Below are 22695 nucleotides of genomic sequence, written 5' to 3'. Positions count from 1 at the left end.
GCCCGTGTCCGATCCCATTGCGCATCCCGCCCCGTCGGTCGATCCGATTTTCGGTCGCCTGTCGCTCGATTCGATCCCGCTGCACGAACCGATCCTGATCGTCACCTTTGCGGTGGTCGCGATCGGCGGCATCGCGATGCTGGCGCTGCTCACCAAATATCGCCTGTGGAGCTATTTGTGGAAGGAGTGGTTCACGACCGTGGACCACAAGAAGATCGGGATCATGTACATGGTCCTGGGCCTCATCATGTTCCTGCGTGGCTTTGCCGACGCGATCATGATGCGGCTGCAGCAGGCGATGGCGTTCGGCGGGTCCGAAGGCTATCTGAACGCGCACCACTACGACCAGATCTTCACCGCGCACGGCGTGATCATGATCTTCTTCGTGGCGATGCCGTTCATCACGGGCCTGATGAACTATGTCGTTCCGCTCCAGATCGGCGCACGCGACGTCAGCTTCCCGTTCCTCAACAATTTCAGCTTCTGGATGACCGCGGCGGGCGCGGCGCTGACGATGGTGTCGCTGTTCGTCGGTGAATATGCACAGACCGGCTGGCTCGCCTATCCGCCGCTGTCGGGGATCACCTACAGCCCCAATGTCGGCGTCGATTATTACATATGGTCGCTCCAGATAGCGGGCGTCGGCACGACCTTGTCCGGCATCAACCTGATCGTCACCATCCTGAAGCTGCGCGCGCCGGGCATGGGCCTGATGAAGATGCCAGTGTTCACCTGGACGTCGCTGTGCGCCAACATCCTGATCGTCGCCAGCTTCCCGGTGCTGACCGCCGTGCTCGCGCTGCTCGGGCTCGACCGCTACGCCGGGACCAACTTCTTCACGAACGACTTCGGCGGATCGTCGATGATGTACGTGAACCTGATCTGGATCTGGGGCCATCCTGAGGTCTACATCCTGATCCTCCCCCTGTTCGGCGTGTTCAGCGAAGTCACCTCGACCTTCTCGGGCAAGCGGCTCTTCGGCTATACCTCGATGGTCTATGCGACGGTGGTCATCACCATCCTGTCCTACGTCGTGTGGCTCCACCACTTCTTCACCATGGGGTCGGGGGCCAGCGTCAACAGCTTCTTCGGCATCACCACCATGGTGATCTCGATCCCGACGGGGGCGAAGCTCTTCAACTGGCTGTTCACCATGTATCGCGGGCGCATCCGGTTCGAGCTGCCGATGATGTGGACGATCGCCTTCATGCTGACCTTCACCATTGGCGGCATGACCGGTGTGCTGCTCGCGGTGCCGCCGGCGGACTTCGTGCTGCACAACTCGCTGTTCCTGATCGCGCATTTCCACAATGTGATCATCGGCGGCGTGCTGTTCGGCCTGTTCGCGGCGATCAATTACTGGTGGCCCAAGGCGTTCGGGTTCAAGCTGGACAAGAAGTGGGGCCTGGTATCCTTCTGGTGCTGGGTCGTCGGCTTCTGGCTCGCCTTCGCGCCGCTCTACATCCTCGGCCTGATGGGCGTGACGCGCCGGATGCGGGTGTTCGACGATCCCAGCCTGCAGATCTGGTTCATCATCGCCGGCATCGGCGCCGCGACGATCGCGGTCGGCATCTTCGCGATGCTGGTCCAGTTCGCGGTCAGCATCTGGAAGCGCGAGGAGCTGAAGGTCGATGGCGACCCGTGGAACGGTCGCACGCTGGAATGGGCGACCAGCTCGCCCCCGCCGGAATACAACTTCGCCTTCACCCCGCGCATCCACGACCTCGACGCGTGGTACGACATGAAGAAGCGCAACGCCGCGCGTCCGGTCGAGGGGTTCCGCGACATCCATATGCCGCGCCCGACCGGTGCGGGGATCATCCTGTCGGGCATCAGCCTGGTGATCGGTTTCGCGCTGGTGTGGCATATCTGGTGGCTGGTGATCGCGGCGTTCGTCGCGCTGTTGGCGACCGCGATCATCCACACCTTCAACTATGACCGCGACTTCCACATCCCGGCGGCGACCGTCGCCGCGGTGGAGGACGCGCGCACCCGCCAGCTGGCCGCCGGAGCCGCCGCATGACCGCCGTGACCGCAGACCCCAATACGCCCCCCGTCTTTTACGAGCTGGAAGAGCATCCGCACCCCGAGGGGCACAGCACGATGCTGGGCTTCTGGATCTATCTGATGAGCGACTGCCTCATCTTTGCGATCCTGTTTGCCTGTTACGCAGTGCTCGGCGGCAATTTCGCCGCCGGTCCGGGGCCAAAGGACCTGTTCGACCTCAAGCTGATCGCGCTCAACACCGCGATGCTGCTGTTCTCGTCGATCACCTATGGCTTTGCGATGCTGTCGATGCAGCTGGGCAAGGTTCGCGCGACCCAGGGCTGGCTGGCCGTCACCGGCCTGTTCGGTGCGGCGTTCCTGGGGATCGAACTCTATGAGTTCCACCACCTGATCGAACTGGGCGCGACGCCGCAGCGCAGCGCGTTCCTGTCGGCCTTCTTCACGTTGGTCGGCACGCATGGCCTGCACGTTACCTTCGGCCTGATCTGGCTGGTGACGCTGATGGTGCAGCTCGGGCGCACGGGCCTGATCCCCGCCAATCAGCGCCGGGTCGCGTGCCTCGGCATGTTCTGGCACTTCCTCGACGTCATCTGGATCGGCGTCTTCACCTTTGTCTATCTGATGGGGATGCTGTGATGAGCGCGCATCATGACGAGCACCACGCCGTTGCCGAACTGCCGCACGCGACGCTGCGCGACTATGTGATCGGCTTTGTCCTGTCGGTGATCCTGACCGCGATCCCGTTCTGGCTGGTGATGACGATGCCGCTCAGCCCGGGGGTGACGGCAGCCGTCATCATGGGCTTTGCGGTGGTGCAGATCATCGTTCACATGATCTTCTTCCTGCACATGAATCCCAAGTCCGAAGGCGGCTGGACGCTGACCTCGCTCGTGTTCACCGTCATCGTGATCTTCATCATGCTCGCCGGGTCGCTGTGGGTCATGCACCATCTCAACAGCAACATGATGCCGCAGCATCTGGAGCAGCAGGTCCCGTGAAGCTCCGGCGCGCCGTCCCTGCGGCGCTGCTGCTGTTGCTCGCGGCCGGGTTCGTGGCGCTGGGCATCTGGCAGCTCGAGCGGTGGGCGTGGAAGCATGCGCTGATCGAGGCGGTCGCAACGCGCAGCACCGCCGGGCCGGTCGCCGCCCCGGCTCCGGGCGTTGCGGTGACCGCCGAGGCCGACGCCTATCGCCGCGTCCGGGTGACTGGCCGCTTCCTGCACGATCGCGAGACTTTGGTCCGCGCGGTCAGCGATCTGGGCAGCGGCTATTGGGTCGTGACCCCGCTCGACACCGGGCGGTTCACCGTGCTGGTCAATCGTGGCTTCGTGCCCCCCGAGCGGCGCGATCCGGCCAGCCGCGCGGCGGGGAATGGGGCCGGGCAGGTGACGGTCACCGGCCTGCTCCGCGTGACCGAGCCGGGCGGTGGCTTCCTGCGCAGCAACGATCCCGCAGCGGACAATTGGTATTCGCGCGACGTCGCCGCGATCGCCGCCGCGCGGGGCCTCAGCAACCCCGCACCCTATTTCATCGACGCCGACGCCGCGCCCAATCCGGGTGGCTGGCCGCGTGGCGGGCTGACCGTGCTGCGCTTCTCCGACAATCATCTGGGCTATGCGCTGACCTGGTTCGCGCTGGCGCTGCTATCGCTTGGCGCCATCTGGCTGGTGTTGCGCAAAGCGGCGGTTGCGCCCAACAAGGATTCGTGAACCGGCAAATCCTTGAGCCCGCCTTTCAGCCGGCGGATGCAGGGCGACGCAACATGCTGCTGCTCACGCAATTGCGCTGGCTGGCGGTGGGCGGACAGCTCGTTACTGTCGCCGTGGTCAAGTTCGCGCTCGGCATCGACCTGCCGATGACGCAGCTGCTGATGTCCACCGCCACGCTCGCCGCACTCAACATCGCCAGTCATGTGCTGATCGCCAGCGGCGCGCGCTTCAGCGACGGGGCACTGGCCGCCGCCCTGCTGTTCGATGTCGGCGCGCTGACCGTGCAGCTCAGCCTGTCGGGCGGCATTACCAACCCGTTCGCGGCTTTGTTCCTGCTCCACATCGTGCTCGGCGCAGTCCTGCTGCGGCCGCATTACCCGTGGACCATCGTCGCCGCGACGCTGATCGCGCTCGGCATCCTGTCGCTCGATCCGACGCCCCTGGTGCTGCCCGCCGATCTGCCGGTCGATCCGGTCAATCTCTACCTGTTCGGCGGGTTCGTCTGTTTCGTGCTGATCGCCGTCCTGCTGGTGGTGTTCATCGGCCAGATCAGCCGCAATCTGCGCAGCCACGACGCCGCGCTCGCCGCCGTCCGCCAGCGTGCGGCGGAGGAGGATCATATCGTGCGTATGGGCCTGCTCGCCTCGGGCGCTGCGCATGAGCTGGGCACGCCGCTCTCGCTGCTGTCGGTCGCGATCGGCGACTGGCGCGCGATGCCGCGACTGAAGGACGATGTCGAGCTGCAGCAGGAACTGGCCGAGATGGACGGCGCGGTCCGCCGCTGCAAGGCAATCGTCAGCGGCATCCTGATGTCGGCGGGCGAGGCGCGCGGCGTGGCGCCCGAAGTGACGAGCGTGCGCCGGTTTTTGACCGAAATCGTCGCGGACTATCGCGCCAGCCTGCTCCCCGGCACGCTCGATTTCGACGACCGCTTCGGCGCGGATGTCACCATCGTGTCCGACCCCGCGCTGCGCCAGGTCATCGGCAACGTCATCGACAATGCGATCGAGGTCTCGCCCGGCACCGTGACCCTCACGGCACTGCGCGAGGGGGACGCGCTGGTGATCGAGATCGCCGATCGCGGCACCGGCTTCGCCCCCGAAATCCTCGCCACCTTCGGCCAGCCCTATCGCTCGACCAAGGGCAAGCCGGGCGGGGGGCTCGGCCTGTTCCTGCTGGTCAACGTCCTGCGCAAGCTGGGCGGGGAGGCGAGCGCGGAGAACCGGCTGGACGGCGGCGCGCGGGTGCGCATCATCCTCCCGCTCGCGGCGCTGGCGATGGCGGCACCGCGATGAGCGACCGGCTGCTGATCATCGTCGAGGATGACGAGGCGTTCGCGCGGACGCTCAAACGCTCGTTCGAGCGGCGCGACTACACCGTGCTATGGGCGGCGAACCATGACGAGCTCGCGGCGCTGCTGACCGACCATGCGCCGGATTTCGCGGTGGTCGATTTGAAGCTCGGCGGCGCATCGGGGCTGGCGTGCGTGCAGACGCTGCGGGCGAGCGATGCGGACATGAAGATCGTCGTCCTCACCGGCTTCGCCAGCATCGCGACCGCGGTCGAGGCGATCAAGCTGGGCGCAAACCATTATCTCGCCAAGCCGTCGAACACCGACGATATCGAGGCCGCGTTCGCCCGCGTCGACGGCGATGTCGACGCCCCGGTCGATGGCCGCACCTCATCGATCAAGACGGTCGAGTGGGAACATATCCACCAGACGTTGGTCGAGACCGACTTTAACATCTCCGAAGCCGCACGCCGGCTGGGGATGCATCGCCGCACACTGGCGCGGAAGCTGGAGAAACGGCCGGTGCGGTAGGTGGGCGGTTTCCTGCGCGACAGCTTGGATTGGGCGATTAGCGAGCCTTCTTCTCTACCACGTACGGATGAAGCGATAGACAGCGTAGGAGAGAATTCCTGCGATGATAATCGCAGCGATGCCTATGAATGTCTCCCGGCCCGCCGCACTCATGTTGGACCAAAATGCTGACATCACGCGCGAAGCGCCGGCACCTAATGCGGCACCCATCACGTAAAGCCACCAAGGCCAGCGCTTGGCAGGCGGCATGTTCGATTGCTCGCTCATAGGTCGAGGCTAGGGTTACCGTGCCATGTCTGCAAGGGCTGCGCTTGCAGACAGCGCGCGGCAAAGGCATGGCGCGGGACACGAGAGAGGAATCCCCGATGCGCCTGCGTTCGCTGTTGTTCGTCCCTGGTGACCGGCCCGACCGGATGGAAAAGGCGCTGGCCAGCGGTGCCGATGCGCTGATCCTCGACCTTGAGGATTCGGTGACGCCGGAGCGCAAGGGGGAGGCGCGCGCGGCGGTGGCGGCGTTCCTCGCCAAGCAGCATGGCGGCCCGGCGCTCTGGGTCCGCATCAACCCGCTCGACAGCGGCATGACGCAGGATGACCTTGCCGCCGCGCGCGGTGCGGATGGCATCGTGCTGCCCAAATCGGCGAGCGGGCAGGATGTCGCCGCGCTCGACGCGATGCTCGCTGGCTTGGCCGCGCGCATCCTGCCGATCGCGACCGAGACGCCCGCCGCGATCTTTGGGCTGGGCAGCTATGCCGGCTGCTCGCCGCGCCTTGCGGGCATCACCTGGGGCGCGGAGGATCTGCCCGCCGCGATCGGCGCGCAATCCTCGCGTGAGGCGGACGGGCGCTACACCCCGCCATACGAGATGATCCGCGCGCTGACCCTGTTCGGCGCGCACGCCGCCGGGGTTGCGCCGATCGAGACGGTCTATCCCGATTTCCGCAACCTCGACGGCCTCGCCGCCTATTGCGCGCGGGCGATGCGTGACGGCTTTACCGGCATGATGGCGATCCACCCGGCGCAGGTGCCGGTGATCAACGCCGCCTTCACCCCGTGCGAAGCCGCGATCGCGCATGCGCAGGCGGTGGTTGCCGCCTTCGCCGCCAATCCGGGCGCGGGGGCGTTGCAACTCGACGGCAATATGATCGACGCCCCGCACCTTAAGCAGGCGCAGGCGCTGCTCGCCCGTGCGGGAGCGGCATGACCGCAGGTTTTCACCGCGACGACCTGAGCCGGCTGGAGCGGGCAGGGCGGCTGCGGTCGCTCAGCCCGCGCACCGGGCTGGATTTTGCATCCAACGACTATCTCGGCCTCGCCAATGATCAGCGGCTGCGCGATGCCGTGGCCGATGCGGTTGCGCGTGGTGTCGCAGTGGGATCGGGTGGTTCGCGCCTGCTGCGCGGCAACGACCCTGAGATTGCGGCGCTGGAGGCTGACGCCGCCGCACTGTTTGGCGCGGAAGCATGCCTTTACTTCGCCACCGGTTTTGCCGCCAATGTCGCGCTGCTCGCGACGCTGCCGCAGCCGGGCGACCTGATCGTCCATGACGCCATGATTCATGCCAGCATGCATGACGGCCTGCGCCTCGCCCGCGCCCCGGCGGTGGCGGCGGGGCATAACGATCCGCAGGCAGTGGACGACGCCATCCGCGCCTGGCGCGCGCAGGGCGGGACGGGGACGCCATGGATCGCGTTCGAAACGCTCTACTCGATGGATGGCGATTGCGCTCCGGTGGCCGAGTTGGCGGCGGTGGCGGCGCGGCATGACGCCATGCTGCTGGTCGATGAGGCGCATGCCACCGGCGTGTGGGGCGCGCATGGACGCGGACTTGCGGAGGAGCTGGAGGGCGCGGAAAATGTCGTCGCACTCCACACCTGCGGCAAGGCGCTGGGCTGTCAGGGCGCGCTGGTCACCGGCCCCCGCGTGCTGATCGACTTCCTGATCAACCGCGCGCGCCCCTTCATCTTTTCGACCGCGCCATCGCCCTTGCTCGCCAGCGCAGTCCGCGCGGCGCTGCGCATCGTGGCGGAGGAGCCGGAGCGGCGCGCGCGGCTCCATGCGCTGATCGCCCATGCCGAAACGGTGCTCGGCCCGCATGGCGTGACGCCGACGGGGACGCAGATCCTGCCGCTGATCATCGGCGACGATGCGGCGACGATGGCGCGCGCGGCGGCGGTGCAGGCGCGCGGTTTCGACGTGCGCGGCATTCGCCCGCCCACGGTCGCCCCCGGCACCGCTCGGCTGCGCATCACGCTGACGCTGAACGTCACCGCGCAAGACATTGATTCACTGGCAGAGGCATTGGCATGATCGTCGTCACCGGCACCGATACCGGAGTGGGCAAGACCGTCGCATCCGCGGCGCTCGCCTGGCGGCTGGGCGCAACCTACTGGAAGCCGGTCCAGGCCGGGCGCGAGGATGCGGAGAGCGACCGGGAGGCGGTCGGGCGCCTCGCAGGCGTGGAAACCCTGCCCGAAGCCTATTTCCTTGAAACCCCCTGTTCCCCGCACCGCGCGGCGGAGATCGATGGCGTCACGATCGACCCCGCGCGCCTCACCCCGCCCGCCGGGCGGCTGGTGGTCGAGGGGGCGGGGGGCGCGCTGGTGCCGCTGACCCGCGACCTGCTCTACGCCGATCTATTCGCGCGCTGGGGGCTGCCGGTGGTGATCGTCGCGCGGACCGCACTCGGCACGATCAACCACAGCCTGATGACGATCGAAGTGCTGCGCGCGCGTGGCGTGACCGTCGCGGGTATCCTGTTCTCGGGCGATGAAGTCCCGGATAGCCAGGCGACGATCTGCGCCATGGGTCGCGTCGCCTCGCTCGGCCGCCTGCCGCGCCTCGACCCGCTGACCCCGGACAGCCTCCGCGCGGCGGCGGCGCAGCTTGATCTCGGGCCGATCGCATGACGTCGCCCGTCTGGCACCCCTTCACCCAGCATGGCCTGAACGAGCCGGTGCCGCTGGTCACGCATGCCGAGGGCGCAATCCTGCACACCGCCGATGGCCGCCGCGTGATCGATGCCATCTCCTCCTGGTGGGTGACGACGCACGGCCATTGCCACCCCGCCATCATGGCGGCGATCCGCGCGCAGACTGAAAAGCTCGATCAGCTCATCTTCGCCGGCTGGACCCATGAACCCGCCAAAACGCTGGCGCGCGAACTCGTCGCGATGATGCCGCCCGCGCTGACCCGGGTTTTCTTCTCCGACAGCGGATCGACCAGTGTCGAGGTGGCGCTCAAGATGGCGCTCGGCCATTTCGCCAATCGCGGCGAGGATCGCAGCCGGATCATCGTGATGGAGGGCAGCTATCACGGCGACACGATCGGCGGCATGTCGGTCGGCGCGCGCGGCGTGTTCAACAAGAGCTACGCGCCGCTGCTGTTCGACGTCGACGTCATCCCCTTCCCGGAGCGCGGGAAGGAGGCGCAGACGATGGCGGCGCTCGAACAATATTGCGCACAATCGCCGCCACCCGCCGCGCTGATCGTCGAGCCGATGATTCTTGGGGCGGGGGGCATGCGCATCTACCTGCCCGGCGTGCTGCGCGCGATGCGCGACATTTGCGCCGCGCATGGCGTGTTGTTCATCGCGGATGAGGTGATGACCGGATGGGGCCGCACCGGCGCGCTGCTCGCGTGCGAATGGGCGCAGATCGTGCCGGACTTATTGTGCCTGTCGAAGGGGCTGACCGGCGGTTCGCTTCCGTTGGCGGTGACGCTGGCGACCGAGGAGATCTTCGCGTCGCATCTGTCCGAGGACCGGTCGCGGATGTTCTTCCATTCGTCCAGCTACACCGCCAACCCGATCGCCTGTGCGGCGGCGGTCGCCAATCTCGCGATCTGGCGCGACGAGCCTGTGCTGGAACGCATCGACCGGCTGGTTCTGCGCCAGACCGACCTCAGTGCGCCGCTGCGCGACAAAGTGTCCAACCTCCGTCAGATCGGCACGATCGTCGCGATGGAGCTGGAGGATCGCACGGGCAGCTATATGTCTGCGCTCGGCCCGCATTTGATGGCGTTCTTCCGCGAGCGTGACGTGCTGCTGCGACCGCTGGGGAACACGGTCTATGTGATGCCGCCCTACAGCATCACCGACGATGACCTGGCACGGGTCTATGCCGTGATCGACGAAGCGATTGCATTGGTCGCGAACCGGTAACGATTGAAACTTTCTGGGTTGCTCGCGGCGGTGTTGCGGGTGCATGAGCGCGGCAACAAGGAGAGGCATCATGGCGACGGCAGTTCGCAAGATCACCCATTTCATCGGCGGCGCGGCAACCGCCGGCACCGGCACGCGCCGGTCGGACGTGTTCGACCCCAATAGCGGCGCGGTACAGGCGCAGGTGACGCTGGGCAGCCCGGCCGATCTCGAAGCCGCGATGCAGAAGGCGCTGGCCGCGCAGGGCGCATGGGCCGCGACCAACCCGCAGCGCCGAGCGCGCGTGATGTTCGCGTTCAAGGCGCTGGTCGAGAAGCATATGGACGAACTGGCGCATCTGCTCAGCTCCGAACATGGCAAGGTGATTGCGGATTCGAAGGGCGATATCCAGCGCGGCCTCGAAGTCATCGAATTCGCCTGCGGCATCCCGCATGTGCTCAAGGGCGAATATACCCAGGGCGCCGGCCCCGGCATCGACGTCTATTCGATGCGCCAGCCGCTCGGCGTCGTCGCGGGCATCACGCCGTTCAACTTCCCGGCGATGATCCCGATGTGGATGTTCGGCGTCGCCATCGCCTGCGGCAACGCCTTCATTTTGAAGCCCAGCGAGCGGGACCCGAGCGTCCCGGTGCGCCTCGCCGAACTGATGCAGGAAGCCGGCCTGCCCGACGGCGTGCTTCAGGTCGTGCAGGGCGACAAGGAGATGGTCGACGCGATCCTCGACCATCCGGAGATCAAGGCGGTCAGCTTCGTCGGTTCGTCCGACATCGCGCATTATGTCTATCGCCGCGGGGTCGAGGCGGGGAAGCGCGTTCAGGCGATGGGCGGCGCGAAAAATCACGGCATCGTCATGCCCGACGCGGACCTCGATCAGGTCGTCAACGACCTCGCCGGTGCCGCCTTCGGATCAGCGGGTGAGCGCTGCATGGCGCTCCCGGTCGTCGTGCCGGTGGGCGAGAAGACCGCGATCGCGCTGCGCGAGAAGCTGTTGCCCGCGATCCAGGGGCTGCGCGTCGGCGTCTCGACCGATGCCGACGCGCATTACGGCCCTGTCGTCACCGCCGCGCACAAGGCAAAGATCGAAAGCTACATCCAGATGGGCGTCGATGAGGGCGGCGAGCTGGTCGTCGACGGGCGCGGCTTCACGCTGCAGGGGCATGAAGACGGCTTCTTCGTCGGCCCGACCCTGTTCGACCGCGTCACCCCGCAGATGCGCAGCTATCAGGAAGAGATTTTCGGCCCGGTCCTCCAGATGGTCCGCGCCGACAGCTTCGAGGAGGCACTGCGCCTGCCGAGCGACCATCAGTACGGCAATGGCGTCGCGATCTTCACCCGCAACGGCCACGCTGCGCGCGAATTCGCCGCGCGCGTCAATGTCGGCATGGTCGGCATCAACGTGCCGATCCCGGTGCCGGTCGCGTACCACACCTTCGGCGGGTGGAAGCGCAGCGCGTTCGGCGACACCAACCAGCACGGCATGGAGGGGGTCAAGTTCTTCACCAAGGTGAAAACGGTCACCCAGCGTTGGCCGGACGGCGGGGTCGGCGACGCCGCCAATGCCTTCGTCATTCCCACCATGGGATGATGCGGATGCGTCACCGCGTTCGAGAATCGCTTAAGTCCGTGCTAACCATCTCCTGCACGCAGCAGGGGATGCGCGATGGTCTGGCTGTTTCGAATCATGGTGGCGGTCGCGGCGCTGACCTGCATCGCGTGGGCCGCGCCGCTGGCGCTGTCGGCGAACGAGCCTGAACGCGTGGACAAGCGCATCGCCATCACCTTCGACGACACCCCGCGCGGGGCCGGGGCGTTCCTGACGTTGGAGGAGCGCGGACCACGGCTGATTGCGGCGCTGGGGGCGGCGGGCGTGCGGCAAGCCGCGTTCTTCATCAACCCGTGTAGGATCCAGAGCGAGCGCGATGGCGCTTTGGTCCGCGCCTATGAAACTGCGGGCCACGTCCTCGCCGATCACACCTGCACCCATCCCGGCCTGTCGCGGGTCAGCGCGGCGTTCTACCTCGCGGATATCGACCAGTCGCAGGCGTGGCTGCGCGGCCGCCCGACCTATCGCCCATGGTTCCGCTTCCCCTTCCTCGACGAGGGCGGGAGCGATGCCGCAAAGGCGCAGGCGGTGCGCGACGGCCTCACCGCGCGCGGCCTCATCAACGGCTATGTCACCGCCGATGGCTATGACTGGAACATGGAGCGGCTGACGATCGAGGCGAAGCGGGCAGGGCGGACGATCGACATGGCGCGGCTGCGCGACCTCTATGTCGAAACCCATGTCGGCGCGGCCGAGTTCGCCGACGCCCTCGCGCTCCGCGCCACCGGTCGCCACCCGGCACAGGTGCTGCTGCTCCACGAAACCGACCTCGCCGCGCTGTTCCTGCCCGATATGGTCGCGGCGCTGCGCAAGGCCGGCTGGACCATCGTCACCGCCGACGAAGCGTTCGACGACCCGATCGCCCGCCGCACGCCGCAGGTCGATTTCGCCAACGGCACCCGCATCCAGATGCTCGCCTGGGAAAAGGGGCTGGAAGGATCGCGCTGGTACGACCGCACCGACGGCCCGGTCGCCGACCGCCTGTTCGAGGAGCGGGTGATGCAAGGGGCGAGCATCCAGTGAGGATCGTCGCGGCCCTGCTCGCCTGCCTGCTGCTCGCGCTGCCCGCAGCAGCGCAGAAGCGGATCGCGCTCAGCTTCGACGACGCGCCGCGCGGGGCGGGGGCGTTCCTCGACCCCGACGACCGCGCGAAGAAGCTGACCGCCGCGTTGAAGCGCGCAGGCGTCAAACAGGCGGTCTTCTTCGTGAACCCCGGCAATATCGGCCAGCCCGGCCATGGCGACGGCATCGCCAATCTCGACCGTTATGTGAAGGCGGGCCATGTCCTCGCCAACCATAGCTGGTCGCACCCCAAGCTCGGCAACACCGACGCCGACACCTATCTCGCCGATCTCGACCGCGCCGAAGCCTGGCTCAAGCCGCGCCCCGGCTACCGCCCGTGGTTCCGCTTTCCGTTCCTCGACGAGGGCGGCAAGGACAAGGTCAAGCGCGATGCGATCCGCGCTGGGCTGAAGGCGCGCGGGCTGATCAACGGCTATGTCACCGCGGAATCCTCGGACTGGAACATCGAAAGCCTGACCATCGCCGCGAAACAGGCCGGCAAGCCGATCGACATGAAGGCGCTGCGCGACCTCTATGTCGAAAGCCATGTCGAGGCGGCGGAGTTCTACGACGCACTCGCGGTCAAAACGCTGGGCCGCTCCCCCGCCCACGTCATGCTGCTCCACGAAACCGACATCGCCGCCTTGTTCATCGGCGATCTGGTCAAGGCGCTGAAGGCCAGGGGCTGGACCATCATCACCGCTGACGAGGCCTATGCCGACCCGCTCCGCGACGCCGCCCCCGACACGCCGTTTGCGCAGGGCACGCTGATCGAAGCGCTGGCATGGGAAAAGGGTCTCCCCGCACCACGCTGGTACGACCGCAACGACCTGCGCATCGCCAACCCCCTGTTTGCACGGCGGGTGCTGGGGGAGGCGGAGTGACCCTTTTGAAGCATGATCTGGGTAAGCGAGGGCGGCGGCTACTGGTCACCGTTGTCGGGCTGCTCTGGGCTCTTTCCCTTTGTTTCGATGTCGCTCACGTCGGCGGGGGTGAGCAGCAAGTTATAGGCCCCGGTCTGTTCGTCCTCGTCGGGGGATGGATGGGAATATTGATGGCGGAATATGATTGGGTTGCTAATCCCGCATTGATTTTCTTGATGTTGATAATCTGGGACGAGGAAGGTTATCCTAAGGTTTCTTGGATGCTTATGTTGGCTGTTTCGTCAATCTTCTTCAAAAATCTGTTTCGGGATTCTTGGATAAACGGGACTGCTCCGACGCCGTATCCGATCGAACGCTTTGATGCCGGCTTTTACCTCTGGATGGCTGCGTTGGCTTCAGGATGTGTCCTCGGCCTAATTTCGGTTCTGAAGCCCGAGTGGCTTGGAAAGCCTCGCAGCACATCAGCGAGGGAAACTGCGTGAGTATCGACTTACATCGGCTCCTGCCGCCCGCGCATCACATCCTCGACCGCGCGCTGCTGCGGCGATCCGTAGCGCGGCGTCTGGTCGCGCACGGTGCAGGTCGCGCTTTGTTCGCACACGCCAGCGGCAAAAGTATTGAGCCCCTCTGCCGAGGTGCAGGCGGCGGCGAGCAGCAGCGGCGCGACGAGCAGCAGACGAAGTTTCATGTGACGACCCCCGATTGATGCCACCCGGATTGCACGTCGCGGCGCGGCGTTCCTCCGACAGGATCAGACAGAGAGAATGATGGACCAGCAATTCGACCTCACCGACGACCAGCGCGCGATTCAGGAGATGGCGCAGCGCTTCACCGCCGACGCGATCACCCCGCATGCGGCGGAGTGGGACGAGAAGCACATCTTCCCGCGTGAGACGGTGAAGGCCGCCGCCGAACTCGGCTTCGGCGCGATCTATGTCAGCGAGGAAAGCGGCGGGATCGGCCTCGGGCGGCTCGAAGCCGCGCTGATCATGGAGGCGATGGCCTATGGCTGCCCCGCGACCAGCGCGTTTATCTCGATCCACAACATGGCCGCATGGATGATCGACCGCTTCGGGTCGCAGGGGGTGAAGGACAAATATCTCCCGCAGCTCGTCACCGCCGACTGGCTGGCCAGCTATTGCCTGACCGAGCCGTCCTCCGGCTCCGACGCCGCCGCGCTCAAGACCACGGCGAAGCGGGACGGCGATCACTTCATCGTCAACGGGTCCAAGCAGTTCATCTCCGGCGCGGGTGAGAATGAGCTGTACGTCACCATGGTCCGCACCGGCGTGGATGGCCCCAAGGGCATTTCCTGCCTCGCCATCGAAAAGGACATGCCGGGCGTCAGCTTCGGCGCGAACGAGCGCAAGCTCGGCTGGCACGCGCAGCCGACGCGGCAGGTGATGTTCGACAATGTCCGCGTGCCGGTCGAAAACATGATCGGCGGCGAAGGCGAGGGCTTCCGCATCGCGATGATGGGCCTCGACGGCGGCCGCCTCAACATCGGCGCCTGTTCGCTCGGCGGGGCGCAGCGGTGCCTCGACGAGGCAATTGTCTATACAAAAGACCGCAAGCAGTTCGGCACCGCCGTGGCCGAGTTCCAGAACACCCAGTTCATGCTCGCCGACATGGCGACCGAGCTCGAGGCGGCACGCGCCTTGCTCTACCTCGCCGCCGCCAAGGTCACAGCCAACGCCCCCGACAAGACCAAGTTCGCCGCGATGGCCAAGCGCTTCGCCACCGACACCGGTTCGTCGGTGGTCGACCGCGCGCTCCAGCTGCATGGCGGCTATGGCTATCTGATGGATTACCCGATCGAACGCTTCTGGCGCGACCTGCGCGTCCATTCGATTCTGGAAGGGACCAATCAGGTGATGCGGATGATCGTCGGCCGGGAACTGGTGCGGCAATGAGTGAAGACGTCCTGATCTCCGTCGAGGGCAAGGTCGGCCGCATCCGGCTCAACCGGCCCAAGGCGATCCATGCGCTCAACACCGATATGTGCGCCGCGATCCTCGACGCGCTGACTGCGTGGCGCAGCGACACTGCGATCGAAGCGGTGATGATCGACCATGCCGAGGGTCGCGGCTTCTGCGCCGGCGGCGACATCCGCATGCTCGCCACCAGCGGCGCGGACGATGGCGCGGCGGCGCGGGACTTCTTCCGCGTCGAATATCAGATGAACCACGCGCTGTTCACCTGCGCCAAGCCGATCGTTGCGTTCATGGACGGCATCACGATGGGCGGCGGCGTCGGCCTCAGCCAGCCCGCGCGCTACCGCGTCGCGACCGAGAATACCAAGTTCGCGATGCCCGAAACCGGCATCGGCCTGTTCCCGGACGTCGGCGGCGGCTGGTATCTCTCGCGCTTGCCGGGTCGTATCGGCCAGTATCTCGCGGTCACCGGCCACCGGCTCGATGGGGCGGAGTGCGTAGCGCTCGGCCTGGCCACCCACTATCTGGCGGCGGACCGGCTCGACGATGCCAAGGCGCGCATCCTCGCCGATCCGCAGGCCATCGAAGCGGTGCTGACCGATCTCGCCACGCCGACGCCCGAGGCCGGCATCCTCGCCCTCCGCGACGCCATCGATCGCCTGTTCGCCAGCGATCGCCTCGAAGACATCATCGCCGCGCTCGAAGCCGATCCGGGCGAATGGGCGATGCAGCAGCGCGCCGATATCGCGGGCAAATCCCCGCAATCGATGAAGGTCAGCCTTAAACTCCTCCTCGATGGCGCGACGATGCCGACCTTCGAGGACGAGATGCGGCAGGAATATGCCGTCGCCACCCGCGTCGTGCAGCGCCACGACTTCATCGAAGGCGTGCGCGCGCTGATCATCGACAAGGACAACCACCCGCGCTGGGATCCCGCCACGCCAGATGGGGTGAGCGACCATCTGATCGACCAGATCTTCGCCCCGCTGCCCGAGGATGCGGCATGGAACCCGGCGTGATTGGGGCTTTCCTACAACATGGCGTTCGTGGCAGAACATTGTGCGAACGCGGCTGCCGTGGCGGGCGCGTGCGATCGCCGTGAATCGAACCGAACAGTCTGAACCGCCAAACATCGGCGACAGTGTAAAGCTAGTGTAAACTTCCGGAGCGTTTCGTGAGCAATTACAACACCATCCTCGTCGAACAGCGCGGTGCCGTCACGCTGGTGACGCTCAACCGCCCGCAGGCGCTCAACGCGCTCAACAGCGAAGTCCTGTCCGAACTCCTTGCCGCCATGACCGCATTCGACGCCGACCCGTCACAGGGCTGCGCGGTGCTCACCGGCAGCGAGAAGGCGTTCGCGGCCGGGGCCGACATCAAGGAGATGCAGGCGCAGGGTTTCGCCGACATGTACGGCCACAACTTCTTCGCCGGCTGGGACCAGTTCACCCGCACGCGCAAGCCGATCATCGCCGCCGTCTCGGGCTTCGCTCTGGGCGGCGGGTGCGAGCTGGCGATGATGTGCGACTTCATCCTCGCCGCCGACACCGCCAAATTCGGCCAGCCGGAGATCAAGCTCGCGGTCGCCCCCGGCATGGGCGGATCGCAGCGCCTGACCCGCGCGGTGGGCAAGGCCAAGGCGATGGAAATGTGCCTCACCGGCCGCATGATGGGCGCGGAGGAGGCGGAGCGCGCCGGCCTTGTCAGCCGCATCGTTCCCGCCGCCGAACTGCTCGACGAAGCGCTCAAGACCGCCGCGACGATCGCATCGATGGCCCCGCTGGCAGTGCTGGCGAACAAGGAAATGGTCAACGCTGCGTTTGAAACCGGGCTGGCGCAGGGCGTTCAGTTTGAGCGCCGGCTGTTTCACGGCCTGTTCGGCAGCGCCGACCAGAAGGAAGGCATGGCCGCGTTTGTCGAGAAGCGTCCGGGGAACTGGACGGGTAAATAGCCTTGCCGTCACCCCAGCAGAAGCTGGGGTCTCGTGCGGCAGAAGACCCCAGCTTTCGCTGGGGTGACGGAAAATGAGAGGAGCGCCGCAATGGCCCGCGTAGGATTTATCGGTCTCGGCAATATGGGCGGCGGCATGGCCGCGAACCTGGCGAAGGCGGGGCATGACGTGCGCGCCTATGATCTCAGTGAAGAGGCGCTGGCCCGCGCCAAGGCTGCCGGTTGCCTGCCCGTCGCCAGCGCGGCGGAAGCGGCGCAGGGGGCGGAGGCCGTCATCACCATGCTCCCCGCCGGCAAGCATGTCGAACAGGTCTATGCCGACAGCGTGTTCGGCGCGGCGGATACCGGCGCGATCCTGATCGATTGCTCGACCATCGACGTCGATACCGCGCGCCGCGTTGCCGATGCGGCGGCGACCAAGGGGCTGATGGCGGTCGACGCCCCCGTCTCCGGCGGCATCGCGGCGGCGGCGGGCGGCACGCTCACCTTCATGGTCGGCGGCAGCGACGCCGCGTTCGAACGTGCCGAGCTGTTCCTGTCCGACATGGGCAAGGCGGTGATCCATGCCGGCGGCAATGGCGCGGGGCAGGCGGCGAAGATCTGCAACAACATGCTGCTCGGCGCGACCATGGTCGCGACCTGTGAGGCCTTCCTGCTCGCGCGCAAGCTCGGGCTCGATCCGCAGACCTTCTACGACATCAGCTCGGTCTCGTCGGGGCAGAGCTGGTCGATGACCAGCTATGCGCCGCTGCCCGGCGTCGGCCCCAAATCCCCCGCCGACAACGACTATCAGGGCGGCTTCGCAGTCGGGCTGATGCTCAAGGATCTGAAGCTGGCGATGGAGGCGGCGGAAACCGTTCACGCCGACACGCCGATGGGCGCGCGCGCCGCCGAGCTTTACGGCAAGTTCGCCGACGAAGGCCATGCCGGCATGGACTTCTCCGGCATCATCAAGATGCTGGAGGCGCGGGAGGCCTGACGCTTTACTGCGTCAGGCGGATCAGCGTCGCCGAATTGTAGAAGACGCCGTTGACCTGGAACGTCATGCCCGACGCGTCCTGTGCGACTTCCTTGACCAGGCCGCGCGCAGAGATCGACACCGGTACGCTCGCGCCGGTCGTGTCCTTCGCTGCGATTTCCAGGGTATAGGCACCGTCGGGCGCGCGCGTGCCATTGTCCAGCGTGCCGTCCCAGACCAGTTCGCCTTCCGACCCGGTCAGGGTGACCGTATGGACGGTGGCACCCGATGCGTTCTTGATCGTCGCGACCACCGACTCCGCCGGGCGGCTGGTGGCATAGGTCCATTGCGCCGGGCTGGTCGCGGTCAGGCCCGCCTGGTCGCTGCCAAAGCTCGCGACCTTGCCGACCACCGACGCCGCCCCGACCAGATTGTCGGACGTCAGCGCGGTCAGGATCGACTTGAGTGAGGCGTTCTGCTGGATCGACTGTTCGACCTGCGAGAACTGGACGAGCTGCTGGGTATATTCCGACGTATCCATCGGATCGAGCGGGTCCTGATTCTGCATCTGCGTCGTCAGCAGGCGCAGGAACATCGTCGCGTCGGTGGCGAGCTTGCCCAGCGCGTTGGTCGAATTGGTGTTGGTCGCGGCAGTGGCGGCGGAGGCGGCGTCGACGGCCATGATCGGCTCCTTCAGGCGACGAGATCGACCCGGCCCGAGCTGCGGACCTGGACGGGGGTGGGGGTGGACTGAGCGTTGGCGACATCGCCATCGTTCAGATAGGCGCGGCTGGCGATGCGGCGGCCCTGCTGGGCCTGCTGGTCGCTCTGGCCAAAGCTACGGCTGTCGAAGCGCAGGCTCTGATCGTCGGCGCGGAAGCCGGCATCGTTGAGCGCACGGGTGAGGTTGTCGGAGTCGCGGCGCAGCAGGTCGAGCGTCGCGGGTTGATCGGCGGTGACCTCGGCGCTCAGCTGCCGCGCTTCGTCCATGCGCAGCCGCACCTCGATCTTGCCGAGTTCGGCGGGGTCGAGCCGGATCACGAGCACGTCACCCGATCCGCTATCGGCGTGGCGGACGATGGCGATGCCGACATCCTCACCGATCGCACTCGCGCGGGCGCGGTGTTCGGTGGCGGCGGGATCAGCCGTGTGCGTCGCGCCATGAGCGGTGGCAGCTGCGAGCGGATCGAAGGCGGGAAGCGTCGCCGCTGCTGCATGAGCCGCTGCCGGAGCCGGTGCAGCTGGCTGCGGCGTCGACTGGCGGTTGCCGTCGCGGTTCATCGCATCGCCGCCGGTGTCGCTGGTGGTCTTCAGCGCATCGGTCTCGGCGTCGCTCTTGGCGGTGACGAGCGTGTCGAACGCGCCATCATCGGCGGGCGCGTCGCTCGCGATCTCAGCGGGGGCAGGTTCGACCACGCGCAGCGCGACCGGGGCAGCGGCGGCGGGCGCCTCGGTCTCAGTTTGTGGCGGAGCGGGTGCTTCCGCCGGGGCGGTCACGACCACCGGGGCGCCCGGGGCCGCAGTCACGGCTGCGATCACCGGGATCTGCGGCTGAGCCTGGTTCGGTTCGGCGGGAACATCGGATTGCGCCACCGCTTCCGCGACCGGGCTTGCCGTGACGGGTACCGTAATCAGTGCCGTGGCGACCGGCGCGGTTTCGAGCGGGGCTTCGAGGATCGGAGCGACGACACCCTTGTCCGGACCATCCGTCACCGTCACGCCGCCGTCTTCGGGCAGCGCGCGCGTCTTCGGACCGGTGGGTGTCGGGATTGCCGATTTCTTCACCGGCTCGACGATGGTGACGCTGCCATCCTGAGGGCCGGCGACCGGCGCGGGTGCGACCGGCTTCGCGACCGGCACGGCGGGTGCGTCGGGCAGGGTCGGCGGCTGGGGCAGGGCCGATTTGTCGGGGCGATCCACCGTGGTGACCGTGCCACCGACGCCAGCAGGCGCCGGTGCAGGCTTGGTGATCGGGGCCGGAGCCTGCGGTGCCTGCGTGCCGCTTTCCGCGTCGAACGCAGGGGGCAGAACCGAAAGCACGGCCTTGTCCGGCCCGTCGGTCACCGTCACGCTGCCACCTTCGGGCGCGGGGGCGGGCTCGGTTGCCTTGACGATCGGTGCGGCTGGCAGCGCGGGCGTGTCGCCGTCATTCGCTGCAGCCGGCATCGGTTGGGGTGCCACCGGCGCGGCCTCGACGACCGGCACGACCGGCACCGCCAGCGGATCGCCGATCTCGACCAACTCCGGCAGCGCGACATCGATCGGCGCGACGCCGACGCCGTCGTTGAGGCCGAGCAGTCGCGGGGCAGTCAGCGGCAGCACCGCAACGCCCTTGCCGAGCGGCTCCTGCATCGTCGGGAAGGCTTCCGGCGCCACCATTGCGGCAAAGCCGGTATCTGCCAAGGGCGTCCCGCCAAGCGTCGGGGTCGGTCCGCTGCCAGTCGTTACGGCGGCGGAAAAGGGCAGAAGGTTCGGCACCATAGGCGTTTCATAGAGGTGCGGGGTGCCGTCCGGTCGCATGGCTTAACCAATCGTGCCGAGCGCGCGCACGCGGGCGCGGGCGTGGATTTCGTTCTGCGACAGCACCACGGTCGCCGGGCGCACCCGCTCGATCACGCTGCGCACGAAGGGGCGGATCGTCGGATTGGTGAGGAGGCACGGGATTTCGCCGCTGCTCGCCATCCGGTCATAGGTATCGCGCACGGCGGCGATAAAGCCCTGCAGCTGCGATGGCGCCATGGCGAGGTGGCGCTCGTCGCCCTGGCCCATGATGTTCTCGGCAAAAGCGGCGTCCCATTCGGGCGAGAGGGTGACGATCGGGATCGCCCCCTCGCGCGACTGGGTCGCCGAAATCTGCCGGGCGAGGCGCGCGCGGACATGTTCGGTGATTTGGGTCAGGTTGGTCGTGATCGGCGCGGCTTCGGCGATCCCCTCCAGGATCGTCGGCACATCGCGGATCGACACGCCTTCGCCCAGCAGGTTCTGCAGGATGCGCTGCACCCCCGAGATCGAGATGCGCGACGGGATGATTTCCGCCACCAGCTTGGACGAGTCGGTATGCACCTCGTTCAACAGCTTCTGCACCTCGGTGTAGCTCAGCATGTCGGCGATATTGTCCTTGACCAGTTCGGTCAGGTGCGTGGTGATGATCGTGCCGGCATCAACCACGGTCAGACCGCGGAAGCCCGCTTCCTCGCGCAGTTCGCGGTCGATCCACAAAGCGGGCAGGTTGAACACCGGCTCGCGCGTCGGCTCGCCCGGAATGCCCGCGGGGCCGTCGCCGGGGTTGATGACGAGGAGGCGATCGAGGCGAATGTCGGCGCGCGCCGCCTCAGTCTCCTTGATGTAGATGACATATTGGTTCGCCTGCAGCCCCATATTGTCGATGATGCGGACCGAGGGGAGGACGAAGCCGTACTCGGTCGCCATCTGGCGGCGCAGTGCGCGAACCTGATCGTCGAGGCGCGGTTCGCGCGCGGCATCGTTGATGATGGGCAACAGGCCATAGCCGATCTCGATCCGCACCGCGTCGATCGCGAGCGTGCGCGAGATCGGCTCCTCGACCACTGCGGCGGCTTCGGCCTCCTCGACCTGCGCGATGCGCTCGGCGAGGGCGGCGCGTTCCTTGGTCTTCTTGGCGAGATACCAGCCGGCATAGCCGGTGCCCGCGGCGAACATCGCGAACGGCAGGAACGGCAGGCCCGGCATCAGCGCCAGCGCGCCGAGCAGCACGGCGGACATGCCGAACGCCTGCGGATAGCGGCCAAGCTGTTCGCCCAGCGCCGCGCCGGTCTTGCCCGCCTGCGTGCCCTTCGACACCATCAGGCCGGCGGCGATCGAGATCACCAGCGCCGGGACCTGGCTGACCAGCCCTTCGCCGACGGTCAGCAGCGTGTAGCTGTGGAACGCCTCGCCGAACGGAACGCCATGGACGGCGACGCCGATGATCAGGCCGACGATCACGTTGATCGCGGTGATCAGCAGCGCGGCGATCGCGTCGCCCTTCACGAACTTGGACGCACCGTCCATCGCGCCGAAGAAGCCGCTTTCGGCCTCCACTTCCTGACGGCGGCTGCGCGCCTGTTCCTCGGTGATCATGCCGGCCGACAGGTCGGCGTCGATCGCCATCTGCTTGCCGGGCATGGCGTCGAGGCTGAAGCGTGCGGCGACTTCGGCGATGCGGCCCGCACCCTTGGTGATGACGACGAAGTTGATGACGATCAGGATCGCGAAGATGGTGATGCCGATCACCGGCTCGCCGCCGATCAGGAACTCGCCGAACGCCGCAATCACGCCGCCCGCGGCATGCGCGCCTTCATGGCCATGCGCCAGGATCAGGCGGGTCGAGGCGATGTTGAGGCCGAGGCGCAGCATCGTCGCGATCAGCAGGATCGTCGGGAATGCCGACAGCTGCAGCGGCTTTTCGATGAACAGGGCGGTCATCAGGATCATCACCGACAGGGTGATCGACAGGACGAGGCCCAGGTCGAGCATCCAGCCGGGCATCGGCAGGACGAGCGTGCCGATGATCGCCAGCACGCCGATCGCGAGCGCGATGTCGCGACCATTGCCGAGGCGGGAGAGGAAGCCGTTGAGTCCGTTCATCG

At 66.8% G+C, this 22695-nt stretch carries 23 protein-coding genes; 18 read left to right on the top strand and 5 right to left on the bottom strand.

What is annotated here, in order from left to right; translation table 11 throughout:
• The first annotated feature begins 4 nt into the window (after positions 1 to 4).
• The 6 genes from cyoB to KYX69_RS02190 are packed head-to-tail and all read left to right on the top strand — an operon-like array spanning position 5 to position 5537.
• Positions 5 to 2023: a cytochrome o ubiquinol oxidase subunit I gene (gene cyoB, locus KYX69_RS02215; protein ID WP_300493183.1), complete on the top strand. Its 2019-nt coding sequence runs from the start codon at positions 5 to 7 to the stop codon at positions 2021 to 2023.
• On the top strand, positions 2020 to 2643 hold the full coding sequence (cyoC, locus tag KYX69_RS02210; RefSeq protein ID WP_300493180.1) for a cytochrome o ubiquinol oxidase subunit III: 624 nt from the start codon (positions 2020 to 2022) through the stop codon (positions 2641 to 2643). Before cyoB ends, cyoC begins: the two co-directional genes overlap by 4 nt.
• Entirely contained in the window at positions 2643 to 3005 is a 363-nt protein-coding gene (gene cyoD, locus KYX69_RS02205) for a cytochrome o ubiquinol oxidase subunit IV (protein WP_300493178.1), read from the top strand. The genes cyoC and cyoD overlap by 1 nt, the downstream gene beginning before the upstream one ends.
• Complete coding sequence (locus KYX69_RS02200; RefSeq protein WP_300493175.1) at positions 3002 to 3715, top strand: SURF1 family protein; 714 nt, start codon at positions 3002 to 3004, stop codon at positions 3713 to 3715. The genes cyoD and KYX69_RS02200 overlap by 4 nt, the downstream gene beginning before the upstream one ends.
• The gene (locus tag KYX69_RS02195; protein ID WP_367280172.1) at positions 3712 to 5010 is read left to right on the top strand and encodes an ATP-binding protein; all 1299 of its coding nucleotides are present in this window, start codon (positions 3712 to 3714) and stop codon (positions 5008 to 5010) included. Before KYX69_RS02200 ends, KYX69_RS02195 begins: the two co-directional genes overlap by 4 nt.
• Positions 5007 to 5537, top strand: coding sequence for a response regulator transcription factor (locus KYX69_RS02190; RefSeq protein WP_300493173.1), 531 nt, complete (start codon positions 5007 to 5009; stop codon positions 5535 to 5537). Before KYX69_RS02195 ends, KYX69_RS02190 begins: the two co-directional genes overlap by 4 nt.
• A gap of 54 nt (positions 5538 to 5591) precedes the next feature.
• Here KYX69_RS02190 and KYX69_RS02185 read toward each other — a convergent pair whose 3' ends face one another.
• On the bottom strand, positions 5592 to 5804 hold the full coding sequence (locus tag KYX69_RS02185) for a hypothetical protein (RefSeq protein ID WP_300493171.1): 213 nt from the start codon (positions 5802 to 5804) through the stop codon (positions 5592 to 5594).
• A 98-nt stretch (positions 5805 to 5902) separates the two neighbouring features.
• On the opposite strand from KYX69_RS02185, the gene KYX69_RS02180 reads away from it, so the two are divergent.
• From KYX69_RS02180 to KYX69_RS02145, 8 genes are all read left to right on the top strand, one after another.
• Positions 5903 to 6739, top strand: coding sequence for a CoA ester lyase (locus KYX69_RS02180; RefSeq protein WP_300493168.1), 837 nt, complete (start codon positions 5903 to 5905; stop codon positions 6737 to 6739).
• Entirely contained in the window at positions 6736 to 7845 is a 1110-nt protein-coding gene (locus KYX69_RS02175; protein WP_300493165.1) for an 8-amino-7-oxononanoate synthase, read from the top strand. Before KYX69_RS02180 ends, KYX69_RS02175 begins: the two co-directional genes overlap by 4 nt.
• A complete protein-coding gene (gene bioD / locus KYX69_RS02170) occupies positions 7842 to 8444 on the top strand; it encodes a dethiobiotin synthase (RefSeq protein WP_300493163.1) in 603 nt (200 codons plus the stop codon). The genes KYX69_RS02175 and bioD overlap by 4 nt, the downstream gene beginning before the upstream one ends.
• Positions 8441 to 9697 (top strand): adenosylmethionine--8-amino-7-oxononanoate transaminase, encoded by a 1257-nt coding sequence (locus tag KYX69_RS02165; RefSeq protein WP_300493160.1) that lies wholly within the window; start codon positions 8441 to 8443, stop codon positions 9695 to 9697. Before bioD ends, KYX69_RS02165 begins: the two co-directional genes overlap by 4 nt.
• Before the next feature lie 70 nt (positions 9698 to 9767).
• Positions 9768 to 11282: a CoA-acylating methylmalonate-semialdehyde dehydrogenase gene (locus KYX69_RS02160; protein WP_300493157.1), complete on the top strand. Its 1515-nt coding sequence runs from the start codon at positions 9768 to 9770 to the stop codon at positions 11280 to 11282.
• A 75-nt stretch (positions 11283 to 11357) separates the two neighbouring features.
• Positions 11358 to 12323, top strand: coding sequence for a polysaccharide deacetylase family protein (locus KYX69_RS02155; RefSeq protein WP_300493154.1), 966 nt, complete (start codon positions 11358 to 11360; stop codon positions 12321 to 12323).
• Complete coding sequence (locus KYX69_RS02150) at positions 12320 to 13246, top strand: polysaccharide deacetylase family protein (RefSeq protein WP_300493151.1); 927 nt, start codon at positions 12320 to 12322, stop codon at positions 13244 to 13246. The genes KYX69_RS02155 and KYX69_RS02150 overlap by 4 nt, the downstream gene beginning before the upstream one ends.
• Positions 13247 to 13251: 5 nt before the next feature.
• The gene (locus KYX69_RS02145; protein WP_300493148.1) at positions 13252 to 13728 is read left to right on the top strand and encodes a hypothetical protein; all 477 of its coding nucleotides are present in this window, start codon (positions 13252 to 13254) and stop codon (positions 13726 to 13728) included.
• Between the two features lie 8 nt (positions 13729 to 13736).
• Here the strand turns inward: KYX69_RS02145 and KYX69_RS02140 are convergent, their stop codons facing one another.
• Entirely contained in the window at positions 13737 to 13934 is a 198-nt protein-coding gene (locus KYX69_RS02140) for a hypothetical protein (protein ID WP_300493146.1), read from the bottom strand.
• A gap of 79 nt (positions 13935 to 14013) precedes the next feature.
• On the opposite strand from KYX69_RS02140, the gene KYX69_RS02135 reads away from it, so the two are divergent.
• The 4 genes from KYX69_RS02135 (at position 14014) to mmsB (ending at position 18109) form a co-directional block, all read left to right on the top strand.
• Positions 14014 to 15159 carry an acyl-CoA dehydrogenase family protein gene (locus KYX69_RS02135; protein ID WP_300493144.1) on the top strand — a complete coding sequence of 382 codons (1146 nt, stop codon included), beginning with the start codon at positions 14014 to 14016 and terminating at the stop codon, positions 15157 to 15159.
• Positions 15156 to 16199, top strand: coding sequence for an enoyl-CoA hydratase/isomerase family protein (locus tag KYX69_RS02130; protein ID WP_300493142.1), 1044 nt, complete (start codon positions 15156 to 15158; stop codon positions 16197 to 16199). Before KYX69_RS02135 ends, KYX69_RS02130 begins: the two co-directional genes overlap by 4 nt.
• A gap of 155 nt (positions 16200 to 16354) precedes the next feature.
• Entirely contained in the window at positions 16355 to 17131 is a 777-nt protein-coding gene (locus KYX69_RS02125) for an enoyl-CoA hydratase (protein WP_300493139.1), read from the top strand.
• A 90-nt stretch (positions 17132 to 17221) separates the two neighbouring features.
• Entirely contained in the window at positions 17222 to 18109 is an 888-nt protein-coding gene (mmsB, locus tag KYX69_RS02120; protein WP_367280171.1) for a 3-hydroxyisobutyrate dehydrogenase, read from the top strand.
• A gap of 4 nt (positions 18110 to 18113) precedes the next feature.
• Here the strand turns inward: mmsB and KYX69_RS02115 are convergent, their stop codons facing one another.
• From KYX69_RS02115 to flhA, 3 genes are read right to left on the bottom strand one after another with little or no spacing between them, the layout of a single operon-like run.
• Positions 18114 to 18770, bottom strand: coding sequence for a flagellar hook capping FlgD N-terminal domain-containing protein (locus KYX69_RS02115; RefSeq protein WP_300493137.1), 657 nt, complete (start codon positions 18768 to 18770; stop codon positions 18114 to 18116).
• An 11-nt stretch (positions 18771 to 18781) separates the two neighbouring features.
• Positions 18782 to 20608: a flagellar hook-length control protein FliK gene (locus KYX69_RS02110; protein WP_300493135.1), complete on the bottom strand. Its 1827-nt coding sequence runs from the start codon at positions 20606 to 20608 to the stop codon at positions 18782 to 18784.
• 3 nt (positions 20609 to 20611) lie between these two features.
• A complete protein-coding gene (flhA, locus tag KYX69_RS02105; RefSeq protein ID WP_300493132.1) occupies positions 20612 to 22693 on the bottom strand; it encodes a flagellar biosynthesis protein FlhA in 2082 nt (693 codons plus the stop codon).
• Positions 22694 to 22695: the final 2 nt, after the last annotated feature.

Source organism: Sphingomonas sp., assembly GCF_030145815.1.
Classification (GTDB): domain Bacteria; phylum Pseudomonadota; class Alphaproteobacteria; order Sphingomonadales; family Sphingomonadaceae; genus Sphingomonas.
Note: the sequence above shows the minus strand (reverse complement) of the source record. Positions and strands in the feature narration are given on the sequence as shown.

Bases quoted from the DNA above. Each gene is read 5' to 3' on its own strand.
- cyoC (WP_300493180.1), top strand. From the start codon at position 2,020: ATGACCGCCGTGACCGCAGACCCCAATACGCCCCCCGTCTTTTACGAG.
- cyoD (WP_300493178.1), top strand. From the start codon at position 2,643: ATGAGCGCGCATCATGACGAGCACCACGCCGTTGCCGAACTGCCGCAC.
- KYX69_RS02190 (WP_300493173.1), top strand. From the start codon at position 5,007: ATGAGCGACCGGCTGCTGATCATCGTCGAGGATGACGAGGCGTTCGCG.
- KYX69_RS02185 (WP_300493171.1), bottom strand. From the start codon at position 5,804: ATGAGCGAGCAATCGAACATGCCGCCTGCCAAGCGCTGGCCTTGGTGG.
- KYX69_RS02180 (WP_300493168.1), top strand. From the start codon at position 5,903: ATGCGCCTGCGTTCGCTGTTGTTCGTCCCTGGTGACCGGCCCGACCGG.
- KYX69_RS02175 (WP_300493165.1), top strand. From the start codon at position 6,736: ATGACCGCAGGTTTTCACCGCGACGACCTGAGCCGGCTGGAGCGGGCA.
- bioD (WP_300493163.1), top strand. From the start codon at position 7,842: ATGATCGTCGTCACCGGCACCGATACCGGAGTGGGCAAGACCGTCGCA.
- KYX69_RS02165 (WP_300493160.1), top strand. From the start codon at position 8,441: ATGACGTCGCCCGTCTGGCACCCCTTCACCCAGCATGGCCTGAACGAG.
- KYX69_RS02160 (WP_300493157.1), top strand. From the start codon at position 9,768: ATGGCGACGGCAGTTCGCAAGATCACCCATTTCATCGGCGGCGCGGCA.
- KYX69_RS02155 (WP_300493154.1), top strand. From the start codon at position 11,358: ATGGTCTGGCTGTTTCGAATCATGGTGGCGGTCGCGGCGCTGACCTGC.
- KYX69_RS02140 (WP_300493146.1), bottom strand. From the start codon at position 13,934: ATGAAACTTCGTCTGCTGCTCGTCGCGCCGCTGCTGCTCGCCGCCGCC.
- KYX69_RS02135 (WP_300493144.1), top strand. From the start codon at position 14,014: ATGGACCAGCAATTCGACCTCACCGACGACCAGCGCGCGATTCAGGAG.
- KYX69_RS02130 (WP_300493142.1), top strand. From the start codon at position 15,156: ATGAGTGAAGACGTCCTGATCTCCGTCGAGGGCAAGGTCGGCCGCATC.
- mmsB (WP_367280171.1), top strand. From the start codon at position 17,222: ATGGCCCGCGTAGGATTTATCGGTCTCGGCAATATGGGCGGCGGCATG.
- KYX69_RS02115 (WP_300493137.1), bottom strand. From the start codon at position 18,770: ATGGCCGTCGACGCCGCCTCCGCCGCCACTGCCGCGACCAACACCAAT.
- KYX69_RS02110 (WP_300493135.1), bottom strand. From the start codon at position 20,608: ATGCGACCGGACGGCACCCCGCACCTCTATGAAACGCCTATGGTGCCG.
- flhA (WP_300493132.1), bottom strand. From the start codon at position 22,693: ATGAACGGACTCAACGGCTTCCTCTCCCGCCTCGGCAATGGTCGCGAC.